19 protein-coding genes, 1 tRNA gene and 1 pseudogene are annotated in these 19,255 nt (G+C 70.4%); 8 read left to right on the top strand and 13 right to left on the bottom strand.

Annotation, left to right across the window (positions count from 1 at the left end; all coding sequences use genetic code 11):
* Window positions 1–62: 62 nt before the first annotated feature.
* The 10 genes and pseudogenes from CP984_RS18685 to CP984_RS18640 all read right to left on the bottom strand — a co-directional run bounded on the left by CP984_RS18685 (window position 63) and on the right by CP984_RS18640 (window position 7,029).
* A complete protein-coding gene (locus CP984_RS18685) occupies window positions 63–1,301 on the bottom strand; it encodes a site-specific integrase (protein WP_030184336.1) in 1,239 nt (412 codons plus the stop codon).
* Window positions 1,298–1,504 (bottom strand): helix-turn-helix domain-containing protein, encoded by a 207-nt coding sequence (locus CP984_RS18680; protein WP_030184335.1) that lies wholly within the window; start codon window positions 1,502–1,504, stop codon window positions 1,298–1,300. The genes CP984_RS18685 and CP984_RS18680 overlap by 4 nt, the downstream gene beginning before the upstream one ends.
* A pseudogene (locus tag CP984_RS18675) lies at window positions 1,501–2,759 on the bottom strand (replication initiator). The gene CP984_RS18680 and the pseudogene CP984_RS18675 overlap by 4 nt, the downstream one beginning before the upstream one ends.
* Window positions 2,760–2,925: 166 nt before the next feature.
* Entirely contained in the window at window positions 2,926–3,171 is a 246-nt protein-coding gene (locus CP984_RS18670) for a hypothetical protein (protein ID WP_030184333.1), read from the bottom strand.
* 25 nt (window positions 3,172–3,196) lie between these two features.
* Entirely contained in the window at window positions 3,197–3,391 is a 195-nt protein-coding gene (locus CP984_RS18665; RefSeq protein WP_030023165.1) for a hypothetical protein, read from the bottom strand.
* A 26-nt stretch (window positions 3,392–3,417) separates the two neighbouring features.
* Complete coding sequence (locus CP984_RS18660) at window positions 3,418–3,609, bottom strand: mobile element transfer protein (protein WP_030184330.1); 192 nt, start codon at window positions 3,607–3,609, stop codon at window positions 3,418–3,420.
* Between the two features lie 12 nt (window positions 3,610–3,621).
* Window positions 3,622–4,269 carry a DUF2637 domain-containing protein gene (locus CP984_RS18655; protein ID WP_030184327.1) on the bottom strand — a complete coding sequence of 216 codons (648 nt, stop codon included), beginning with the start codon at window positions 4,267–4,269 and terminating at the stop codon, window positions 3,622–3,624.
* An 85-nt stretch (window positions 4,270–4,354) separates the two neighbouring features.
* A complete protein-coding gene (locus CP984_RS18650; protein WP_030184324.1) occupies window positions 4,355–5,731 on the bottom strand; it encodes an FtsK/SpoIIIE domain-containing protein in 1,377 nt (458 codons plus the stop codon).
* The gene (locus tag CP984_RS18645; protein WP_030184321.1) at window positions 5,731–6,087 is read right to left on the bottom strand and encodes an SCO3933 family regulatory protein; all 357 of its coding nucleotides are present in this window, start codon (window positions 6,085–6,087) and stop codon (window positions 5,731–5,733) included. Before CP984_RS18645 ends, CP984_RS18650 begins: the two co-directional genes overlap by 1 nt.
* Window positions 6,088–6,243: 156 nt before the next feature.
* Window positions 6,244–7,029: a GntR family transcriptional regulator gene (locus CP984_RS18640; RefSeq protein ID WP_030184318.1), complete on the bottom strand. Its 786-nt coding sequence runs from the start codon at window positions 7,027–7,029 to the stop codon at window positions 6,244–6,246.
* A gap of 110 nt (window positions 7,030–7,139) precedes the next feature.
* Between CP984_RS18640 and CP984_RS18635 the strand changes: the two genes are divergently transcribed.
* The 4 genes from CP984_RS18635 (at window position 7,140) to CP984_RS18620 (ending at window position 10,237) form a co-directional block, all read left to right on the top strand.
* The gene (locus CP984_RS18635; RefSeq protein WP_030184315.1) at window positions 7,140–7,547 is read left to right on the top strand and encodes an NUDIX hydrolase; all 408 of its coding nucleotides are present in this window, start codon (window positions 7,140–7,142) and stop codon (window positions 7,545–7,547) included.
* A 46-nt stretch (window positions 7,548–7,593) separates the two neighbouring features.
* Entirely contained in the window at window positions 7,594–8,022 is a 429-nt protein-coding gene (locus CP984_RS18630; RefSeq protein ID WP_030184313.1) for an ATP-binding protein, read from the top strand.
* A complete protein-coding gene (locus CP984_RS18625) occupies window positions 8,016–8,405 on the top strand; it encodes a hypothetical protein (protein ID WP_030184311.1) in 390 nt (129 codons plus the stop codon). Before CP984_RS18630 ends, CP984_RS18625 begins: the two co-directional genes overlap by 7 nt.
* A 1,758-nt stretch (window positions 8,406–10,163) precedes the next feature.
* Window positions 10,164–10,237 (top strand) — tRNA-Met (locus CP984_RS18620).
* Window positions 10,238–10,295: 58 nt separating this feature from the next.
* Here CP984_RS18620 and CP984_RS18615 read toward each other — a convergent pair.
* Window positions 10,296–11,078, bottom strand: coding sequence for an NAD(P)H-dependent oxidoreductase (locus tag CP984_RS18615; RefSeq protein WP_003986399.1), 783 nt, complete (start codon window positions 11,076–11,078; stop codon window positions 10,296–10,298).
* Window positions 11,079–11,171: 93 nt separating this feature from the next.
* On the opposite strand from CP984_RS18615, the gene CP984_RS18610 reads away from it, so the two are divergent.
* Window positions 11,172–12,236 (top strand): GlxA family transcriptional regulator, encoded by a 1,065-nt coding sequence (locus tag CP984_RS18610; RefSeq protein WP_003986398.1) that lies wholly within the window; start codon window positions 11,172–11,174, stop codon window positions 12,234–12,236.
* The gene (locus CP984_RS18605) at window positions 12,233–13,156 is read left to right on the top strand and encodes a DUF2797 domain-containing protein (protein WP_003986397.1); all 924 of its coding nucleotides are present in this window, start codon (window positions 12,233–12,235) and stop codon (window positions 13,154–13,156) included. Before CP984_RS18610 ends, CP984_RS18605 begins: the two co-directional genes overlap by 4 nt.
* Window positions 13,157–13,325: 169 nt before the next feature.
* Here CP984_RS18605 and CP984_RS18600 read toward each other — a convergent pair whose 3' ends face one another.
* Together CP984_RS18600 and CP984_RS18595 are read right to left on the bottom strand one after the other, a co-directional pair.
* Entirely contained in the window at window positions 13,326–15,044 is a 1,719-nt protein-coding gene (locus tag CP984_RS18600) for a hypothetical protein (RefSeq protein WP_030184308.1), read from the bottom strand.
* Window positions 15,045–15,566: 522 nt separating this feature from the next.
* Window positions 15,567–16,100, bottom strand: coding sequence for an NADPH-dependent FMN reductase (locus tag CP984_RS18595; RefSeq protein ID WP_003986395.1), 534 nt, complete (start codon window positions 16,098–16,100; stop codon window positions 15,567–15,569).
* 257 nt (window positions 16,101–16,357) lie between these two features.
* Between CP984_RS18595 and CP984_RS18590 the strand changes: the two genes are divergently transcribed.
* Window positions 16,358–17,107, top strand: coding sequence for a response regulator transcription factor (locus CP984_RS18590; protein ID WP_003986394.1), 750 nt, complete (start codon window positions 16,358–16,360; stop codon window positions 17,105–17,107).
* A gap of 585 nt (window positions 17,108–17,692) precedes the next feature.
* Window positions 17,693–19,234, top strand: a complete 1,542-nt coding sequence (locus CP984_RS18585; RefSeq protein ID WP_050498933.1) for a sensor histidine kinase — start codon at window positions 17,693–17,695, stop codon at window positions 19,232–19,234.
* Window positions 19,235–19,255: the final 21 nt, after the last annotated feature.

The following is a 19,255-nucleotide window of genomic DNA, read 5'->3' as shown; positions in this document are numbered from 1 at the left end:
CCGCCGGGTAATCCGGACGGGGGCTTTGTCGTGCCGTACAGCAGCGAAATACAGCAACCGGGTCAGCCGCCGGTACCGCCTGCACCGCCCATCGCTTCGGAAAGCTGTCCCAGAGCCGCGCGGACCTCTTCCTCACTCGCTTCCGCGTAGACCTCCATCGTCATCGCGATCTGCGAGTGGCGAAGGATGCGCTGGGCCACCTTTGGGTGCACCTTCAAGGCCACCAGTAGCGAGCTGCACGTGTGCCGCGTGTTCCGCAGCGGAATCACCCGCAGTCCGGCCCGGCGGGCCCGCAGGGCGAACATGCGCGTCAGGTTGCCAGGCTCGATCGGGGTGCCGTACTTCGTCGTGAAGACCAGACCGCGATCGTCCTGCCAGAGATCACCGGCCGCCTTCCGGTCACCGGTCTGCTGAGCCCGACGCATCCTGAGCGCCTTGAGGCACAACGCCGGCAGCGGCAGGAAGTCGTCCGACTCTTCGGTCTTCGTCTCCCGGTGCAAGATCTGCCGCCCGGCGCGCTGGATCTGGTGATCCACGTACAGCTCTCCCGCTTCGAAGTCGATGGACTTCCAGGTAAGGCCCAGCACCTCACCTCGACGCAGTCCCAGGCACAGCACGAGCACCCAGGCCGCGAACAGTGGATCTTCCCGAGCAACCCCGTCGGCAAGGAACCGGCCCGCTTCGGCCACGGACCAGGGCTTGATCCGGCGACGACGCGGCTTCGGCACCTTCACCAGGGAGGCGACGTTCTTCCCGATCTCTTCCTCAACCACCGCATGGGTCAGAGCGGCCCTGAGAGCGTCCCGAGCCGCCTGAATCACCCGCCGGGACGTGAACGCCTCACAGCACTCCCCAGCAGTGCAGCAGCGGCGACGAGCGGGCGCCCGTTTCGCGTCCTTCCCCTGGGCACAGCACTGGCACTCGGACGCGAGCTTGGTCAGCCACTCGCGCACGTCCCGCACGGTGAGCTTGTCCAGCCGCTTCGCACCCAGGTGGGGCGCGATGTAGAGCCGGACGGACCCCTCGTACGACACGTACGTCAGCGGCGCCAGGTTCGGCTTCACGATCGACTCAAGCCAGTACGCCAGGAACGCGGCGACGGTGCGGTGTCGCGTGGCCACCGGCCCCTTCTTCGCGTCGGCGTGCAACTTGATCCACTTGTCGTGGACCTCTTCGCGCGTCTTGCCGTAGACGTACTTGCGCTTCTTCTTGCCGTCCGGCGTGGTCACCCAGACGTACGCGGCGAAGCTGTTCTTGTACGGGTAGATGGACCCCTCACCGTTACCGCGCTTGCCGCTCATGCGGACCACTCCTCGGCCGCAGTAGCGCAGCGGTTGACGTACTCGTCGACCCAAGCCGGAAGGATGCGCCGGTTACGCCCGATCTTCACCGAACGGATCTCGCCGGTGAGCACGAGCAGCTTGGTCTTGGACAGCCCGAAGCCGAGCATTTCGGCGACTTCGGCGGTGGTGTGCCACTTCCTCTCGATGACGGTGGTGGTCATGACAGGTCGTCTCCTTCAGCGTCGAGCGCAGCGCGGTGTTCGCGGGCGGTGTCACGGGCGAGGGATTCGGCGAGCCAGGTTTCGGCGTCGGTGAGGCCGGTACCGGCGTAGACCCAGTGGGCGAGGACGAGGGTGGTGTCCGAAGCGGTCTCGGCCTCTGCTGCGGCCTGGGCGCGGCGCCATTCGGCGCGGGCGTCGCGGAGGGCGCCGAGGGTGGTGGAGTAACGGCGGGACTTGGTGGAGAAGTGGCCGCGGAAGCCGAGCATGTGGGCCCAGGCGCGGAGCCGGAGGTCTTCCAGGTCTTTGCGGGCGCCGAGGGTCCAGGCGGTTCGGATCATGCGGCGGGCGTGGTCGCTGATGTCGAGCTGGGCGAGTTCGGCGAGGAACTTCAGCGGGCGGTCGAGGGCTCCGGTCGCGGTTTCGGCGCCCTTGGTGGCGTACTTGGCGATGTACGCGGCTACGGCCCGTTCGGTCAGCTCCTGGCCGCCGTCGAAGTCGGCCGAGCGGATGGTACGTACGTCGAGCTGGCGGCCGAAGGTGAAGACGTGTGCCCGGCCGCCGATGACGGGGCCGTCCACGCGGGCGGCGGGGTGTCGCTGCCGGTCGGGCCGTCGAGGCGGATGACCGCGTGGAAGTGGACGGCGCCGCGCTTCTGGTACTCGGCGACCTTGGCGAAGGACACCCGGGCGTACTGCCGGAACGCGCGCTGAGTGAGGCCGGCGCGCTTGGCGACCTCCCGTCGCAGGTAGATGGAGAAGCGCCGCCAGAGGGCACCGGCGTGCGCGTTCCAGAGGACGGCGGCTTCGTAGTCGTAGGTGTCGGGGTCGAGTGCGGTGCCGAGGGTGGCGTCCTCCTGGTCGTGGAGGGCACCGCAGCGGCAGCGGCGGACCGAACCGGTCGGCCCGGTAGGGCGGTTGTGGACCGGGCCGAAGCCGGGCGCGGTGAAGGTGGCGAAGACGCGGGGGTGGGCGGCGACGCGTTCCGGGACGCCTTTGCCGCCGCGCAGGCCGGAGGTGATCAGTTGGAAGGTGTCGCGACGGTAGACCTGGGAGCAGGCCGCGCAGCGGGTGGTGCGGCGGTTGTTGCAGCGGACCAGGAGGTGACCGGCCGGGAGGGTGGAGGAGTCGAGGTGGTGGAGGACGTTGCCGATCTCGCCGGTGTGGGTGTTCAGGGCGTGTTCGGTGCGGTGACCGTCGAGGCGGATCGGGTGGGTGCAGCCGCCGAGGCCGGAGAGCTGGCGCAGGAGTGCGGGCATGGTGCCGAGGGCGGCCAGTTCTCCGAGTTCGGTGAGCGGGGGCAGGGTGGCGGGGGTGATGATGGCCTTTCTCCTTCTGGCTTCGGCTGGAAGGGGGAGGCCCCCGGGGCGGCGGATGCTTGGCGGTATCGAGGCCGACCCGGGGGTTCGGTGTACTGCTGGTCAGTCAGCGGCGGTGGTGATCGCGGAGCAGCGAGCGCAGGACGACAGCGGCGACCGCCACGGACACGGCCGAGACGGCGACGGCGGCCAGGAGCGCGGTGAGCACGACGCCGCCGAGGAGGACGACCGCGACGGCCCCGGTGCTGACGGAGATCTGAGGGACGGGCCGCCGGGCGGGGGCCGGGTCGGCCGCGGTGGGGGTGATGTGCGTGGGCGGCGTCGGACTGTCGGGGTACTTGGGCAGGAACACGGCAGAGGTCTCCTTACCTACTCGTCTAGTCATGTGAGCCGTTGATGATGTTCACGCCGGAGCGCGTGCCGTTCTCGATGGCCGGCGCCATGAAGGTGTGGGAGAGCCAGAACCCGAAGAGCGCGATCACCACGACGATCCAGATGCGGACGCCGAGGTACTTGACCGCACCCCAGGCGAAGAGACCGAGGACGACGACGAGCGGCAGGCTGACGGTCACGGGGCGGAATCCTTTCGGCGCATGGATCAGCGGACGGGGCAGCGGTGGGTGCGGGCGGCCAGTTCGGCGGCGGCGCGGCTGTCGTAGTCGGCGGAGAAGCCGCAGCGCGGAGCCGTGCAGGCGGCGGTGTGCTTCTCCCGGCCGCGTCCGTCGTAGGACGTGCCGACCTGGACGGGACCGATGCGGGTGACCGAGTGGAAGCGGCGGTTGGCGCTCATGTGGATCTCCTCTCAGAGCTGGGCAGCGATGGCGTCGGCGATCGGCAGGGATACGCCGAGGCGGGCGCGCAGGGTCGGGGTGTCGATGGCGGTGCCGGTGCGGGTGTGGTGCTCGGTGGCGACCTTGCGGGCGTGTTCGACCAGGGCGGCCGGGACGGAGACCGCAGGGGGCGCGGGGGTCGGTTCGGGGGTCGGTGGCGCCGGGAGTACCGGCGCCGGGGCGGGCGCGTCCTCCTGGTCCTCGATGGCCGAGGGCTCCTCCTGGTCCTCGTCGGCGGTGGGTGCCTCTGCCGGAATCGCTGCGGAGTGAGCGAGCAGCGTGCCGCCGAGGAAGGCGACCGCAGGCCATCCCGCGACGAGGATGCGCAGCCAGGCCGGTACGTCGTCCAGGTCGAGCAGTCCGGCGGTGGCTACGTTGGCGCCCAGGGAGGCGCCCAGCGCGATCACGAACCAGCACCACCCGGCCGCTTTCTCGTCGCTGGTTCGCAGCCGCCGCCAGGCAGCCACCAGCAGCAGGTCGACGGAGACGGGGTACGCCCATGCCTTCCACCCGTCCTGACCGGCCGCCGAAGCGATGTCATGCAGGTGGGCGAAGGACAGAGCGGCGGCGATGACCGCCTGGACGAGCACCGCGTCTACGCGGGCCAGCAGGGCGCGCATACTGCGGCTCCTTCCGGATTCAGGCATGGCGGGGGTAGGGACACGGCGCGAGGCGGTCACGCCAACCGGATGGGGAAGGCTGAGTTCAGCCGGTCGTCGGTTGCGGCCGAACGACCGGGGTCGGTGACTTGATCGGCCGTACCGGCACAGCAGGCCGGAACGGCTGGAGTGCGGGCAGGTGGGGTACCAGGTGGGCCGAGGCGGAACAGGTCTCGGCCGCCTCAGCCAGAGACAGGTACGGCGTACGGACGCGGGACCAGCCGCCGGATGCGTCGCCGATCACGGCGAGTCCGGGCTGTTCGGGGGCGATGGCGCAGGCGGCGGCGACCGCTTCGGGCGCGATGTCGCCCAACGCCATCTTCGCGGAGGCTTCATCGTTCACGCGGTGGCAGACGCGGCCGGTCAACTGGGCGCGCAGCATGGTCGCCCCCTTGCCCAGTTCGGCACCGAAGCGCTGGCCGCAGATTTCCAGGTAGATGCCGGCGGCCCGGCCGAGCTGGGCAAGACGGATGAGCTGGGTGACCATCTCGTCCCGACGCTGTTCGTCTTTCTTCGTGGCGACGAGGAAGAGTTCCGCCACCTCGTCCACGAACAGCACCACAGGCACCGGGCGTTCATGTTCAGGCAGGCCCCAGATGTCCGAGGTGATCTCCTCATCCGGTGTGTCCGGGGCGATGCCCTGCCGGGCCTTGATCAGGTCGTATCGGTCCTCCATCTCCTCGATGAGCACCGGCAGCAGGGCCGCAGCCTGCTCAGGATCGGTGGCCAGCGCCGAAAGCCGGGCCGCGAACGGCGCCAGCTCAACTCCACGTTTGCAGTCGATGCCGACCAGGGCGACGGGCTGACGGGCCAGCCCAGTGATGAGGTGGCGCAGGTACATGGACTTGCCCGACAGCGTCGCGCCGAGGGTGAGCCCGTGCGGAACGGTGCGGTAGTCCCGTACGAAGGCCGTGGCGTCCTCCCGCAGCGCCACCGGGACCTTCAGCAGCCCAGCCGGGAGCTTGCGCGGCATGCGGACCTTCCGCAGCACGTCGAACCCGACCAGCCGCAGGTCGATCACGCCAGGCTTGACGGGTGTCACGTACACGGCGTGCACGCCCCAGGCATGGCGCAGCCGTTCGGCCGAGGCCGCGACGTCGGCTGGTTCTTGCCCGGGGGCGAGGCGGAGCCGAAGTCGTAACCCCGTCGTGGTCGGCCGGATGATGCCGCGACGCGGCGGTACGGGCCGGACCTCGCGGCGGGTGGTGGCCTTGACCGCCAGGACTCGCAGCCGGGAGGGGGCCACGGTCAGGCCGCAGGCTTCCATGACCGAGCTGTACGAGCCGAGCAGCCGGGCGGTTGAGACCGGCAGGCCGACCGTGGACCAGTAGACGCCCGGGTGCCGTGCCCGGGCGTAGGCGGCCCCACCGCCGAGGGCGGCGACAGGACCACCTACCTCCAGAAGCGCTGCCAGGTCGGTCATCAGGCCGCGTCCCCCATGGCGGCCGGGAAGGCGGCCGGAGTGACGGCGGCGGCCCGGTAGGCGATGCCGTGCCGCTGCTGGCCGTTGAACACCGACTCCCACGGCCGGGCAACCAGGCCGGGCAGCGAGACCGGAGCGCCGAGCGTCAGGCCCTCGGAGACACCGCCCTCCGGCACGGTGACCTTGATCAGGGAGGACTCCCCTTCCTCGATGTAGACGACGCCGATCGTCATCAACGCTTCGCCGTTGTTGGCGTCCTTGGCGATCTCGCCCGTCTTGCGGTCGCGGACCTTGGGCTCGGGCGCCTCGGTCAGCAGGATCGTCGCGGCCGAGGTCTCCACACGGATGGTGCGCAAGGCTTCTTCCCATCTACTCGTCTAGACAAGTTGCAGTCTTCGCGCCCGGCTCTTCCGGGAACGGGGGCCACCTTGCCACACGACTTGCCCACTCGTCTATACGAGTATGCGTGTCGGGGCGTACGAGTCCGAAGAAGTGGCCTCGCGCACCGCCGGTCAGGTGGCCGGGAGCTGGTAGGAGAGGACGTACGCGTCCGCCGCCATCACCGTGTCGCAGACCTCCACGGCCCGCTTCTCCGTGTCGTACGCCGTGCGGATCAGGTGGATCACCGGGACTCCGGACGCCAGTTGCAGCGTCTTGACCTCGGCAGGTGAAGGCATCCGGGCGCGGATCTCCTCCTCGAAGTGGTCGAGGTGGTGACCCAGCTCCTCAAGCCGGGCGTAGATGCCGCCGGGGCCAGGGTTGGGTTCGGCGATCTGAGTGCCGCGGGCGATGTCGAGCGGCAGGTAGGAGGTGGCGAACTCAACCGGCCGGCCGTCGAGCAGATAGCGGCGCCGCCGGGCGAGCACGCGCCGCACGGAGCCGAGCCGGGCAGAGATGTCCTGACTGGCTTTCTCCTCCTTGACCTCCAGACCATCCACCTTCGGATGGCTGCCGACGGCATCGGCTTCCACGATGAACGCGGACTTCCCCTGTTCGCGGTGGCGCCGGGCGAAACGGTCGGAGGCGAGGCGCCGGACGGGCGGGCGCGGCCGGACGAAGACACCCTTGCCGTGCTCGGCGTGTACCAGGCCCTCGCCCTGGAGGACCGAAAAGGAGTTCCGCACCGTCATACGGGAGACCCCGTAGTGCTCGACAAGTTCAGCTTCCGAGGGCAGCTTTTCCCCCTCTTTGAAGCGCCCGCGATCAATGGCCTCACGCAGTTGATCGGCGATCTGCCGGAAAACCGCACGATCACTCGTGGGGTCGAGAGCGCCAAGAACGCTCGGAAGAGACGTCACGTGGACTACTCCTTTAGGTATCTAGACGAGTGGGCGAGTGCTGTTGCTACGGTGGAGAGCCTAGCCATCCGAAGGGGCCGAGGAACGTGAGCACCGACCGTCCGCACTCCGTGAGCGTCGCCGGAGTCATCGTCGACGACCAGGGCCGGGCTCTCCTGATCAAGCGACGCGACAACGGCCACTGGGAGCCGCCGGGCGGAGTCCTCGAACGCGAGGAAACCATCCCGGAAGCTCTTCAGCGCGAGGTGCTCGAAGAAACCGGCATCAAGATCGAGCTTCCGGCGACCTTGACCGGTGTCTACAAGAACATGACGGGCCTGATCGTTTCTCTGGTCTTCCGCTGTCGGGCCGCCGACGGCACCCCCACCACCGGGGACGAAACCCGCGCGCTGCGGTGGGCCACCCGCGAAGAAGTCACCGAACTCGCCGACGAGGCTTACGCGATCCGCGTCCTGGACGCGCTCGACGCCATCACCCCGCCGGCCGTCCGCGCCCACGACGGCGTGAAACTCGTCTAGCCCGAACCCGCTGCACATGGCGGCCTACCAGCACGAAGGAACTTGTATGCACGAGTATACGAGTAGAGTCCAGGTCTGGGGGCTCAGTTGCCCAGGTTCCCCAGAAGAGGTGAGCCGGGCCCGCCGATGGACCCGCGACATACTGCGCGATTCCCCGCTGGCCGAGGACGCCGAGCTGATTGTGAGCGAGCTGAGCTCGAACGCGATCCTGCACACCGCCAGCGGGCGAAACTCCGGCAGCTTCCACCTGTCCCTCTCGGTCACCCCGCAAGTCATCGCCCTGTCGGTCACCGACGACGGCGGCGCAGGCACGTACCCGAAGGTCGAGGACCAGGACGAGGAGGCCGAGCACGGCCGCGGGCTCGGCATGGTCAACGCGATCGCCCACCGAGTGGTGGTCCACAGCAGTCAGGGCGCCCACACCGTCACCGCAGAACTCTTCACGAGCAACCGACCAGGAGCCCACCCATGCTGAAGACCGACAAGCCCCGCCGCGGCTACTGGTGCGAATGCTGGACCCAAGACCTCGCGAACCCGACCGAGAGGCCGGCCCTCCACGCATCCTTCGACGCCTACTCGGCCCACCAGGCCGACAGGTGGGTAGCAGTCGCCCTCCGCACCATCACCCCGGCCCTCTCCCCGGACGCCTCACACGAAGCCTGGACCTGGCTCTGCGAGGGACGACTGAAGGCCAGGGCAGCCCTACTTCGCCGACAGCCCTACACGGTGACCGTCACCCAGGCCACCACCCGCATCACCTGGACGATCCGCCCCGTGATCTTCCTGCCCCTCGCCCACCGGCAGGGCACCGTACTCCCCGCCTGCACAGAGGACTTCAAGCCCCTCCCGCCAGCCTGAGTTACAACTTTCTCTACTGGTTCAAGCCCCGCCCTGCGGGCGGGGAGGGGTGGGGGAAGGGGGAGAGCACTCCAGGAACTCCCACAGCAGGATCGCCATTCCCGGCCGGGGCCGCCCTGACGCCGCTCGCGTACGGACGCGAAGCCCTGATGGAAGTCCGTGGGGAGCTGGTGAGAGCGCGCAAACGGGTTCGTTCCCGTCGGCCAAGTACCCAGCGGCCCGGCCGTCGCCGGGACGGGCTCTGCGGGGGACGGCGTTGGCCTTGTGGGTGCTCTTGCCTTCGGCATCCGGCGCGCGGGTCAACGGCTTTGGCAGCCGCCGCTACGAAGCACACCCCACCGGCCCGCAATGCGGGCCGGCGCGGAGCTCGGGGACTCGGGCGCCGCTCCTGCCTCCGGCCCGCTCCGCCCGGCCCCCGGCCCCGCGCCATCTGAAGCTGCCACGGGGTGCTTCGTACACGCTTTGCCCCGCCCAAGAGCAGCGCCGGAACGAGCAAACACCCCGCCAGCCAAGGCCATCACCCGCGACGCCCGCTCCGCATGACCAGGCCGTAGGCGCCCGCCACTGGGGCGAGCCGAGCGGCAGCACCAGAGCCCGCGGCCCAAGAGGGCAGACCCGGCGGGGAGCCCCCGGGAGGCGGGAAGGGTGCAGATGAGGGGTGATGAAGGTGGAGGCGGAAGCGGTGAGCGGTTTACGTGACGGGCGCGCTGCCGACCGCCCCATAGGCAGTAGTCCTGTCGAGGCAGGCAGGCTACGGAAGGGGTGGGGTTGGGGGCGCCGGGCACTCCGGACACAACGGCCGGCGGGGGCTGGGCGCCGTACCGCCACCGTCACGGATGCGGCAGCGTGAGCGGACCGACCCTGGCCCATGGCTGAGGGGGAGCAGCTGCTGCCGCGATGTGGCTTTGCCCGTCGCGGGCGCTCCGCTCAAATCTCCACTGTCGACCCAGCGCGGGCACCGACCCGTGCAATTGGTGCATTCCGTCATAGGAATGCAAAGAGCAGGCAAATAATTCGGGCGGCATGTGGTCGTTATTGGGCCCCATTTATGTGGGTTTGCTAGTACCCGTTATTTATTGCCCAAAACTATAGGACATGCGCTGTATGTGAATGTATCCGCAGGTCCGGAGCTGTTTTGGGCCGCCACCGCTTCCACGTCGACCAAGTATCAGGCTGGTGGCAACAGCGGCTCGTGGCAGGCGAGTTCCGTGTTGCTGGCTAGCGTCGGAGCGCCTCACTATGCCTCTACGAGAAGGAAGGCCCGCTCGGCCGCCCGTATCACTGGCGGACGCGTACGGCGGAGCGGCCTCAGTGAGCCAAGGAGGCTAAGTATGAGTGTGGCCCGCTCGCGGTGGGGTCTGTCAATCCCAGTGATTCAGATTTGGGTGATCGCAGTGGTTGCCGTGGTGACGCTTGTGTACCCACCTCTTAGGGAAGCGGTGGGTGCTGTCACTGAAGGTGCTGCTCTGCTAGGTGTGTGGATCTCTTGCGGTACAGCAACGAAGTACAGCAACTACAGCAACCGGCCTTGCCCGGGGCCAGCCCGCCCGAGCCTCATGCTGACCTGAACGACCCGCTCTGACCGATCTAGTTAGAGCTACGGATCAGAAGGTTGCAGGTTCGAATCCTGCCGAGCGCACAGCAATCAAAGCCCCCGCCGGGTGATCCGGGCGGGGGCTTTGTCGTGGTCGCCCTGGGAGGCGGGCGGTTTAACGATTTCCCTTCGGGGCGTGGGTGGCGTAGAGTCGGGTTCACCGACGCGGGGTGGAGCAGCTCGGTAGCTCGCTGGGCTCATAACCCAGAGGTCGCAGGTTCAAATCCTGTCCCCGCTACTGCGAAGACCGGTCCGGCACGGAAACGTGCCGGACCGGTCTTTTTTGCGCTCACGGGTTACCGGGGGGCGTCTGTGTAGTGGATGGCCGGGCCTGTGAGGTTCGGGGCGAGGTCGGGGTGGAGGGTGAGGGTCTCCGGGTCGTAGTCGGGGGAGTTCTGGCGGCGGAAGGGGAGGGGTGGGGTCGTCGGGAGCTCCAGGAGGCGGGTGCGGAGCTGGGCGGCGGTGTCCTCGAAGGCGGCCGGCGTCGTGCGGTCGGCCGAGGAGACCAGGAACGGCGGGACGGCGCTCATGCCCGTGTACCAGAAGGTGCCGTGGTGGAGGGGGAAGAGCAGGTCGTTGAGGTCGCCGTTGACGCCGCGCGGGCCGAGCGTGCCGGGGCGGGCGCCCGCGGTGACCACGATCATGGCGCGCTTGCCGGTCAGCGGGCCGTCGCCGTAGCGGAGGGTGGCCCCGGTGTCGGGATCGCTGAAGCCGTACGCGAAGCCCTTGACGAAGACGCGGTCGAACCAGCCCTTGAGGATGGCGGGCATGCCGTACCACCAGAGGGGGAACTGCACGATCAGGGTGTCGGCCCAGAGGACCTTCTCCTGCTCGGCGCGGATGTCGGGGCTCAACGTGCCGTTGCTGAGGGCGCGTTCGGCGGCATTGCTGATGTGCAGGCGCTCCTCGGAGGGGTGGTCGAAGTCGTCGGCGTCGACTACCGGGTTCCACTTCATGGCGTAGAGGTCGGAGACCTGGACCTCGTGGCCGTGCTCGCGCAGGGCGCGCACGCCTTCGTCCTTGAGGGAGCCGTTCAAAGAGCGCTCTTCGGGGTGGGCCGCGAGCCACAGGACCTTCATGGGGGACCTTTCAGAGGAGGGACGCGAGGAAGGGTTGAACGGATCCGTTGGTTAGATCTTGCGTCCGGCGGTCCCGGGCGGACGAGTGGCCGGATGGCCAGCATGTGTCAGGATCGGGCCATGGGTGTCTTCGCGGAGGACGGGCGGCATCGGGTCGCCGTACTGGTACGGGACGGGCTGCTGCCGATGGAGCTGGGGATCGTCCACCGGCTCTTCGGCTATGCCGAGACCGCCGACGGGCGGCTGTTGTACGAGGTGGTGACGTGTGCGCCGGAGCCGGGGGAGCTGGGGACGGACGCGGATTTCACGGTCAACGTGCGCTACGGGCCCGAGGCCCTGGCGGAGGCCGACACCGTCGTGGTGCCGGCCTCGGAGCAGGACTACGGGGCGGAGGACGGCTGCCTGAGCGAGGAGATGGCGCGGGCGGTGGCGCATATACGTCCGGGGGTCCGGGTCGCCTCCATCTGTACGGGCTCGTTCGTGCTGGCGGCGGCCGGGCTGCTGAAGGGGCGGCGGGCGACCACGCACTGGCGGTCGGCGGAGCAGTTCCGGCGGCTGTTTCCGGAGATCGAGCTGGACGCGGATGTTCTGTATACGGACGAGGACGGTGTGCTGACGGCCGCCGGTGTCGCCTCGGGGATCGATCTGTGTCTGCACATGATCAGGTGTGATCACGGGGCGGCGGTGGCCAATGAGGTGGCGCGGCGTACGGTCGTGCCGCCGCACCGGGAGGGCGGGCAGGCCCAGTTCATCAGGCGCCCGGTGCCCGAGCCGCAGTACTCCTCGACGGCCGCGGCCCGCGCCTGGGCGCTGGAGCACCTGGACCGGCCGGTGACACTGCGGGAACTGGCAGCGTGTGAGTCGATGAGCGTACGGACCTTCACCCGGCGGTTCCGGGAGGAGGTCGGGGTGTCGCCGTTGCAGTGGCTGACGCAGCAGCGGGTCGAGCGGGCGCGGCAGTTGCTGGAGGAGACGGAGCTGACGGTGGACCGGGTGGCGGCGGACGCGGGCTTCGGTACGGCGGCGTCGTTGCGGCAGCACCTCCAGGCCGCGGTGGGGGTGTCCCCGAGCGCGTACCGCAGCACCTTCAGGGGCGCCGGAGCCGACCCGGCGAGGGTCGCTCCCGCCGGAGTGACGGAAGTGGGTGCCGGGAGGTGAGTGAGCCGGGTGGCTGGTGGTGTACAGGGCCGAGCTGGGCCGGGACCGAGCCGGGGCTCGGGTGGTACAGCCCCGGGCGCGGCGAGCGGCGGCGCAGCGCGCTCCCCGTCGGCAAGGCGCTGGCGTTCGCGCTGACGGGCGAGCGGCGCTGCCTGGGCGTACGGCGGGGTGCGCGCTGGACCTCCTGCCCGTACGCGGCCGTGATCGACGCCGGTGTCGCGCGCGACCAGTGCGCCGACTGCGCGCGGCTGGACCGTTCGCGGTCGGTGGCGGCGGACACGATGGCCGACGACCCCCGTACGTACGGCGTCTACCTGGCGTACTTCGGACCCGGCCTGCTGAAGGTGGGCATCACGGCGGCCGAGCGCGGCGCCGCGCGCCTGGTGGAGCAGGGCGCGATCACGTACGCGTGGCTGGGGCACGGGCCGCTGATGGCGGCGCGGCGCGCGGAAGCGCTGCTGGGGAGCGCCCTGGACGTACGGGACCGGTTCGGGAAGGCGGAGAAGCGGGCGGCGCGGGCCGCCCTGCCGCCGGTGCCGGAGCGGGTGGCGGCCCTGGCCGGGCTGCATGAGGCGGCGCGCGGCCTGGCCGGGTGGCCGGAGGCGCTGGAGCCGGCCGCGTTCGCGTGGACCGACCACACGGAGGCGTTCGGCCTGGAGCGGATTCCCGGGGCGGGAGTTGGGGAGTGCACGGGGCCGGCGGCCGGGGACGAGATCGTGGGGGACGTGGTGGCGGGAGTGGGGGCTGACCTGTATGTGCGGGGGGTGGTGGCGCCGGGTGAAGGGGCGGCCGAGGTGTTCGCGGTGGATACGCGGTTGCTGGCGGGGTGGGTGTTGCGGGGGGCGACGGGTGGGGTGACCACGGCGGTGGTGCGGGCGCCGAAAGGCGGTACGGAGGACGCGCAGGGGAGTTTGTTTTAGCGGGCGGAGGGCCTGGAGGGCCTGGAAGGGCTAGAGAGGCCGGAGGAGCTGGAGAGACCGGAGGGGCTGGAGGGGGCGGTACGGCCATGGGCCGGGCCGGAGTCGGCCCGGCCCATGAGCACGGATAGCGCTACGGCGGTCAGTACTGGACGCCGCCGGTCAGCGCCGGTCAGTACCAGATGGTGTGCTTCCAGAGGATGCCCCGGGCCTTCGAGCCCGTGTCCAGGCCGTACGCGGGCCGGTCGGTGACGAAGTACTCGCGGAAGCTGGACTGCGGGTTCCGGGCCATCATGGCGTTGCTCTTCAGCCAGCCGCCGTCGACCTGGGACCACAGGTCGACCAGTGCGGTGGCGACCCGGGCCTCGCAGGCGTCACCCTGGTCGATGCCGCTGGTGGAGCGGTCATTGGCGAGGTTCATGGAGGCGCCGTTGCCCCAGTAGTACGTGGTGTCGTTGAACGTGTGGAACGACACCGCGTCGGCGAATCCCTCGGTCCAGCCGCAGCTGGCGGAGGAGGCGCGGTTGACGTAGTGGGGCGAGCAGTTGCTCACCTGCGGCCACCAGCCCCGGTAGAGCTTGCCCATGAGGGCGTGGCCCGCCTCGTGGACGGTGGTGTGCTCGGAGTCGGGGTCGTTGTCCGCGAGGTGGATCTTGTCCTCGTTGGTGGTCCAGTAGGTGCCGTCGGTCGAGCCGGGGTACCACTGGACGGTGATCGGCGTGCAGCGGCCGTCCTGCTCACTGCTGGCCCAGCAGTTGGTCGTGGAGCCGCGGTTCCACCACAGCTTGTTGAGCGTGTCGAGGGCGTGCCAGGCGCGGCTCTGCCCCTCGTTGGCGTACACGTTGCCCAGGTTGGCGGTGCCGGAGATGTTGTTCAGCGCGTACGAGGAGGTCGCGTACTGGTTGCCGTTGTAGTCGACCACCGACCACATCCGGCCGGCCTGCGTGCGGAACTCCACCCATGCGACGGAGGTGGTGGAGGTGGTGGGGGTGTAGCAGAGGTTGAACTTGCCGTTGCCGTTGCCGGTCATCCCCGTGGCGAGCTTCCGCGTGGCGCCGCCCGCGGTCGGCTTGCCCCAGAGAGTGACGTTGGCGTTGCTGACCGGTTCGTCACGGTTGGCCTTGGCTTCCCAGTTGCCGCCCTCGGCGGACTGGAAGCGGTTGCGGAAGGTGCCGTTGACGCAGGTCTGGGCGTTCGCGGCCGGAGCCGAGGCGTCCGCGGCCTTGGCGGGGGCGGGGGTCTTGGGGGTGACCTTGCGGGGCGCGCGGGTGCCGGGCCCGGGGCGCTGGACCTTGGTCGCGCGGCCCTTGGAGACCGAAACGCCCTTGTCGGTGGAGCCCTTGGAGGTGCCGACGGTCAGCTCCACCGAGTCGTGTCCGGCGCGGCGCGGGTCGGGGTGGTCGATGTCGCTGATGTCCGCCTGGATCTGGGCGGGTCCGGCGGCGACGGCCTTGACCTTGATCTCGACGGTGCGGGTGCCGGGGGCCAGGGCGAGCTTCTGGCTGGTGCGCTGGCCGAAGTCGTCCTTCTTGGGCGCGGTGAGACCGTCGTCCTTGTCGGCTATTCGCAGCGCGGGCGGCAGCTGGACGGACAGGCCGGCGTTCTTGACGTCGGCCTGCGCCTTGACGTCCACGGTGAGGGTGGCCTGCTCGCCGACAGCCGGCAGGTGGTCGAGGGAGGCGGTGACGCCGAGGCAGCTGAGCGGCGCTTCGGAGTGCTTGTCCGCGGAGCGGATCGTGCACGTGCCGGCCTTCGCGGCCGCGTCGGCCGGGGCGTCCGTACCGAACGCGGACGGTACGACGGCGACGGCCAGGCAGGCACCGGCGCCGGCCAGCGCGATCAGCGGGACAGGCTTGAGCACCCGTCTTTTCAGGGCCCGTTTTCCGGACATGAGCAAACCTTTCTGCGGCGCACGCGGACCGGGCCTGACCGACCAGGTCCGGTTCACGCGGGCCCCGCCGTGGGGGAGTTGCGCACTGCCCTCCGGGGTGCGAATGCGTTCAACCAGGGAACGAATCACTGGCCAAAGCAGCACTCTCGGTGACAGCGGGCGAAACCATACACCATGGCCTGCGCATGTCATCGATCACGGGAAAGAGTGGTTGTTCAACGTCAAATAACGTGTTCACCAGCGGTGTTGTGTTGTGTTGGGTTCTGCGGGGCCTGTCAGCTCGTGTTTTAAGGCTGACTTAAGGCAAGCGCGGGGCGACTACTCACGGTGACTGGCGATCGCGGGATTGTCGGCTCGGGGGTTGTTGCGGTTCGCTCCTCGTCCCCGTGGGGGGCGACATGGGGGTGCCGTGGGCGAAGGGCCGCCGGCGGAGTGGGCGTTGCCGCCGATCACGGTTGACGGCGGCTGACCGTGGCGCGCAGGTCCGCCGGGGCGAGGCCGCCCGGCGGAACTCGTCGCAACTCATGCACTTCGCGCGTCGCGCAGCGCCGCCATGGCCGTGCGCAGCTCCTGGAGGGTCGCCGGGTCGGTGACGGTTGCGGTGGCCGGGTCGGTTTTCGGGCCGATGGCGGTGAGGTTGCGGCAGGCGTCCGGGAGTACGTCGGCGGACATCATGCGCAGGGTCTCGCGCAGCTGCTCGTGTGCGTACGCGGCGCCGGTGGGCGAAGGCGACGCGGTCAGCACGGCGGTTGGTTTGTCCAGGAATTCGGCGCTGCTGACCAACCAGTCGAGCGCGTTCTTGAGGACGCCGGGGACGCCGTGGGCGTACTCGGGGCTGACGACCAGGACGGCGTCCGCCTCCGCCACGGCGCGGCGCAGCGCGGCCACGGGGGCGGGTGGCGCGTCGTCCACGCCGTCCAGGTCGGGGTTGAAGTGGGGGAGCGCGGCGAGGTCGGCGACGGTGGACGCGGCGTCGGTGAGGGCGAGCGCGGAGCGCAGGACGGCGCCGTTGGAGGAGCGGGCGCGCAGGCTGCCGTTGAGGGCGAGGATCTTCATGCGGTGACGGTACGGATTGACGTCGGCGTCAAGGGAAGCGCGGCGTACGGGCGAGGCCGCCGGGAGCGGTAAACCCGCAGGTCAGAGCGATTGTCAGTGGTGGGTGGCATGCTGATTCCCGTTGGTGGCCGGCTGGACCGCGCGGGGGGCGGCCCAGTCCGGTTCCACCACACATGTCCGGCGGTGACGGGTGTTTCTCAGGAGATTCACAGGTACGCGCAAGACGTCTCTCAGAGGGGGTGGTCAGCCTTTGCGGCATGACCGTGACAGCGTCCACATCCACCGCGAAGAAGCCTGCTGAGCTGCTGCGTCCCGACGGTAGCCCGGTACGGGTGCTGGTCGTCGACGACGAGGCGTCGCTCGCCGAACTGCTCTCCCTGGCGCTGCGTTACGAGGGCTGGGACATCCGTGCCGAGGGCGACGGTACGGCCGCGCTGCGGGCCGCGCGTGAGTGGCGCCCGGACGCGGTGCTGCTGGACGTGATGCTGCCGGACATGGACGGGCTGACCGTCCTGGGCCGGCTGCGCCACGAACTGCCGGAGGTGCCGGTGCTGTTCCTGACCGCGAAGGACGCGGTCGAGGACCGGATCGCCGGGCTGACGGCGGGCGCCGACGACTATGTGACCAAGCCCTTCAGCCTGGAGGAGGTGGTGGCGCGGCTGCGCGGCCTGCTGCGCCGGGCGGGCGCGGCGGTGGGGCGCGGTGAATCGCTGCTCTCGGTCGGTGACCTGCTGCTGGACGAGGAGAGCCATGAGGTGTGGCGCGGCGGCGAGGAGATCCATCTGACGGCCACCGAGTTCGAGCTGCTGCGGTATCTGATGCGCAACCCGCGACGGGTGCTGAGCAAGTCGCAGATCCTGGACCGGGTGTGGAGCTACGACTTCGGCGGCCAGGCCAACGTCGTGGAGCTGTACATCTCGTACCTGCGCCGGAAGATCGACGCGGGCCGCAGCCCGATGATCCACACGCGCCGGGGGGCGGGCTATCTGATCAAGCCGGGCGGGTAGTGGGTGGCCGTGGTGGCGGGGGCGGTGGGGGGCTCCGGGGCGGCTGAATCTGGTGTGGGTGGTTCCGGGGCGGAGGGTTCCGGCACGGCTGGTTCCGGTGCTCCCGGCCTTCACGGTCACGAATCCGGCGTGCCCGGTCTTCACGGTCCCGAGTCCGGCGCCCCCGGTTTCTGTGTGCCGGGCCCCAACGCGGCCGCCTCGCACGCGCCCGGCCCCGCCGCGCCCGGCCTCCACGGCCCCGAATCCGCCGCGCCCGGCGGCCCCCACGGCCCCGACTCCGGTGCGTCCGGTTCCGGCGCGCCCCGCTCCAACGCGGCCACCTCGCACGCGCTCGGCCCCGCCGCGCCCGGCCTCCACGGCCCCGAATCCGCCGCGCCCGGCGGCCCCCACGGCCCCGAACCCGGTGCGTCCGATTCCGGTGCGCCCGACTCCGGCGCGCCCCGCTCCAACGCGGCCACCTCGCACGCGCCCGGCCCCACCGCGCCCGGCCGCCAACCCACCACCCACCGCCACCGCCGCCCCCGCCACCTTCGTCTGCGGCCCCGGCGGTGGACGTTGCGTACGCGATTGATCGCTTCGGCTGTGATGCTGATCGCGGTGGTCTGTGCGGTGATCGGTACGGTCACCACCATCGCCCTGCACTCCTACCTCCAGGGCCAACTGGACGACAAGCTGCTGGAGTCGGCCCAGCACACGGGTGCCCGGGAGGGGAGTTTTCTCGATCACCGGGGCCTCGGGTTCATCGTCGGGCCCGGCCAGCCCATCGGCACGGTCGGCGCGCGCGTCTCCTCCGACGGCGAGATCATCGCGGCGGCCCGCAGCATCGACGCGCGCAACCCGATGCCCGCGCAGAACATGGTCACGCTGACGGACGAGCAGGTGGGCGCGCTGGCCGACGTACCGCGGGACGGGCGTCCGCACACCGTCACCCTGCCGGGGCTCGGCGACTACCGCGTCGCCTCCGCGCCGGACGACTCCGCGCTGGTCGGGCTGCCGTCCGGCGAGGTGCAGAACGTCGTCGGCCGGCTGATCGTCGTGGAGGTCTGCGTCACGGCCGCGGGCCTGGTGGCAGCCGGTCTCGCCGGCGCCGCCACGGTCCGGATAGCGCTGTGGCCGCTGCGTCGGGTCGCCGCCACGGCCACCCGCGTCTCCGAACTGCACCTGCACCGCGGAGAGGTGGCCCTGCACGAACGCGTCCCGGCCGCCGAGGCCGATCCCCGTACGGAGGTCGGCCAGGTCGGCGCGGCACTCAACCGGATGCTGGGGCACGTCGGTTCGGCGCTCGCCGCCCGCCAGGAGAGCGAGACGAGGGTCCGCAGATTCGTCGCCGACGCCAGCCATGAGCTGCGCACGCCGCTGGCCTCGATACGGGGCTACGCCGAGCTGACCCGGCGGGGGCGCGAGGAGCCCGGCCCCGCCACCCGGCACGCCCTGGGCCGCATCGAGTCCGAGGCGCAGCGGATGACCGGCCTGGTGGAGGACCTGCTGCTGCTCGCACGCCTGGACGCCGGCCGCCCGCTGTCGTACGAGAGCACCGACCTCGCGCCGCTGGTCGTGGACGCCGTCAGCGACGCCCGCGCCGCCGGGCCCGGCCACAAGTGGCGCCTGGAACTGCCCGACGACCCGGTGTGCGTACGCGCCGACGCGGACCGGCTGCAGCAGGTTCTGGTCAACCTGCTGGCCAACGCCCGTACGCACACCCCCGAGGGCACCACGGTCGTCGCCCGCCTCCGGCGCGAGCCCCCGGTGCCCGGGACGGGCCGCTTCGTCCGGCTGGAGGTGCGGGACGACGGCCCCGGCGTACCGCCCGGCCTGCTGCCGCACGTCTTCGAGCGCTTCGCCCGCGGCGACGCGTCCCGCGCCCGTACGGAAACCGGAGCGGCGGGCGGGGGCACGGGCAGCGGCAAGGGTGGGAGCACGGGGCTCGGGCTGGCCATCGTGCAGGCCGTGGTCGCGGCGCACGGCGGTACGGCCCGGGTGGAGAGCGTGCCAGGACGTACGGTCTTCAGCGTCCGGCTGCCCGCCGACGGACCGGCGCGCGACGCCACACGCGCCCCTCGGCTTCACCGAGCGCCCCCGGAGCACACCCATTCACAGGCGGGTCACAGCGACACCACACAAGGGTGACAGCGCACCCGGCGAGTGTCG

The organism is Streptomyces rimosus (assembly GCF_008704655.1).
Classification (GTDB): domain Bacteria; phylum Actinomycetota; class Actinomycetes; order Streptomycetales; family Streptomycetaceae; genus Streptomyces; species Streptomyces rimosus.
The sequence above is the reverse complement of the archived record's forward strand: the minus strand, read 5'-3'. Positions and strand labels throughout refer to the sequence as shown.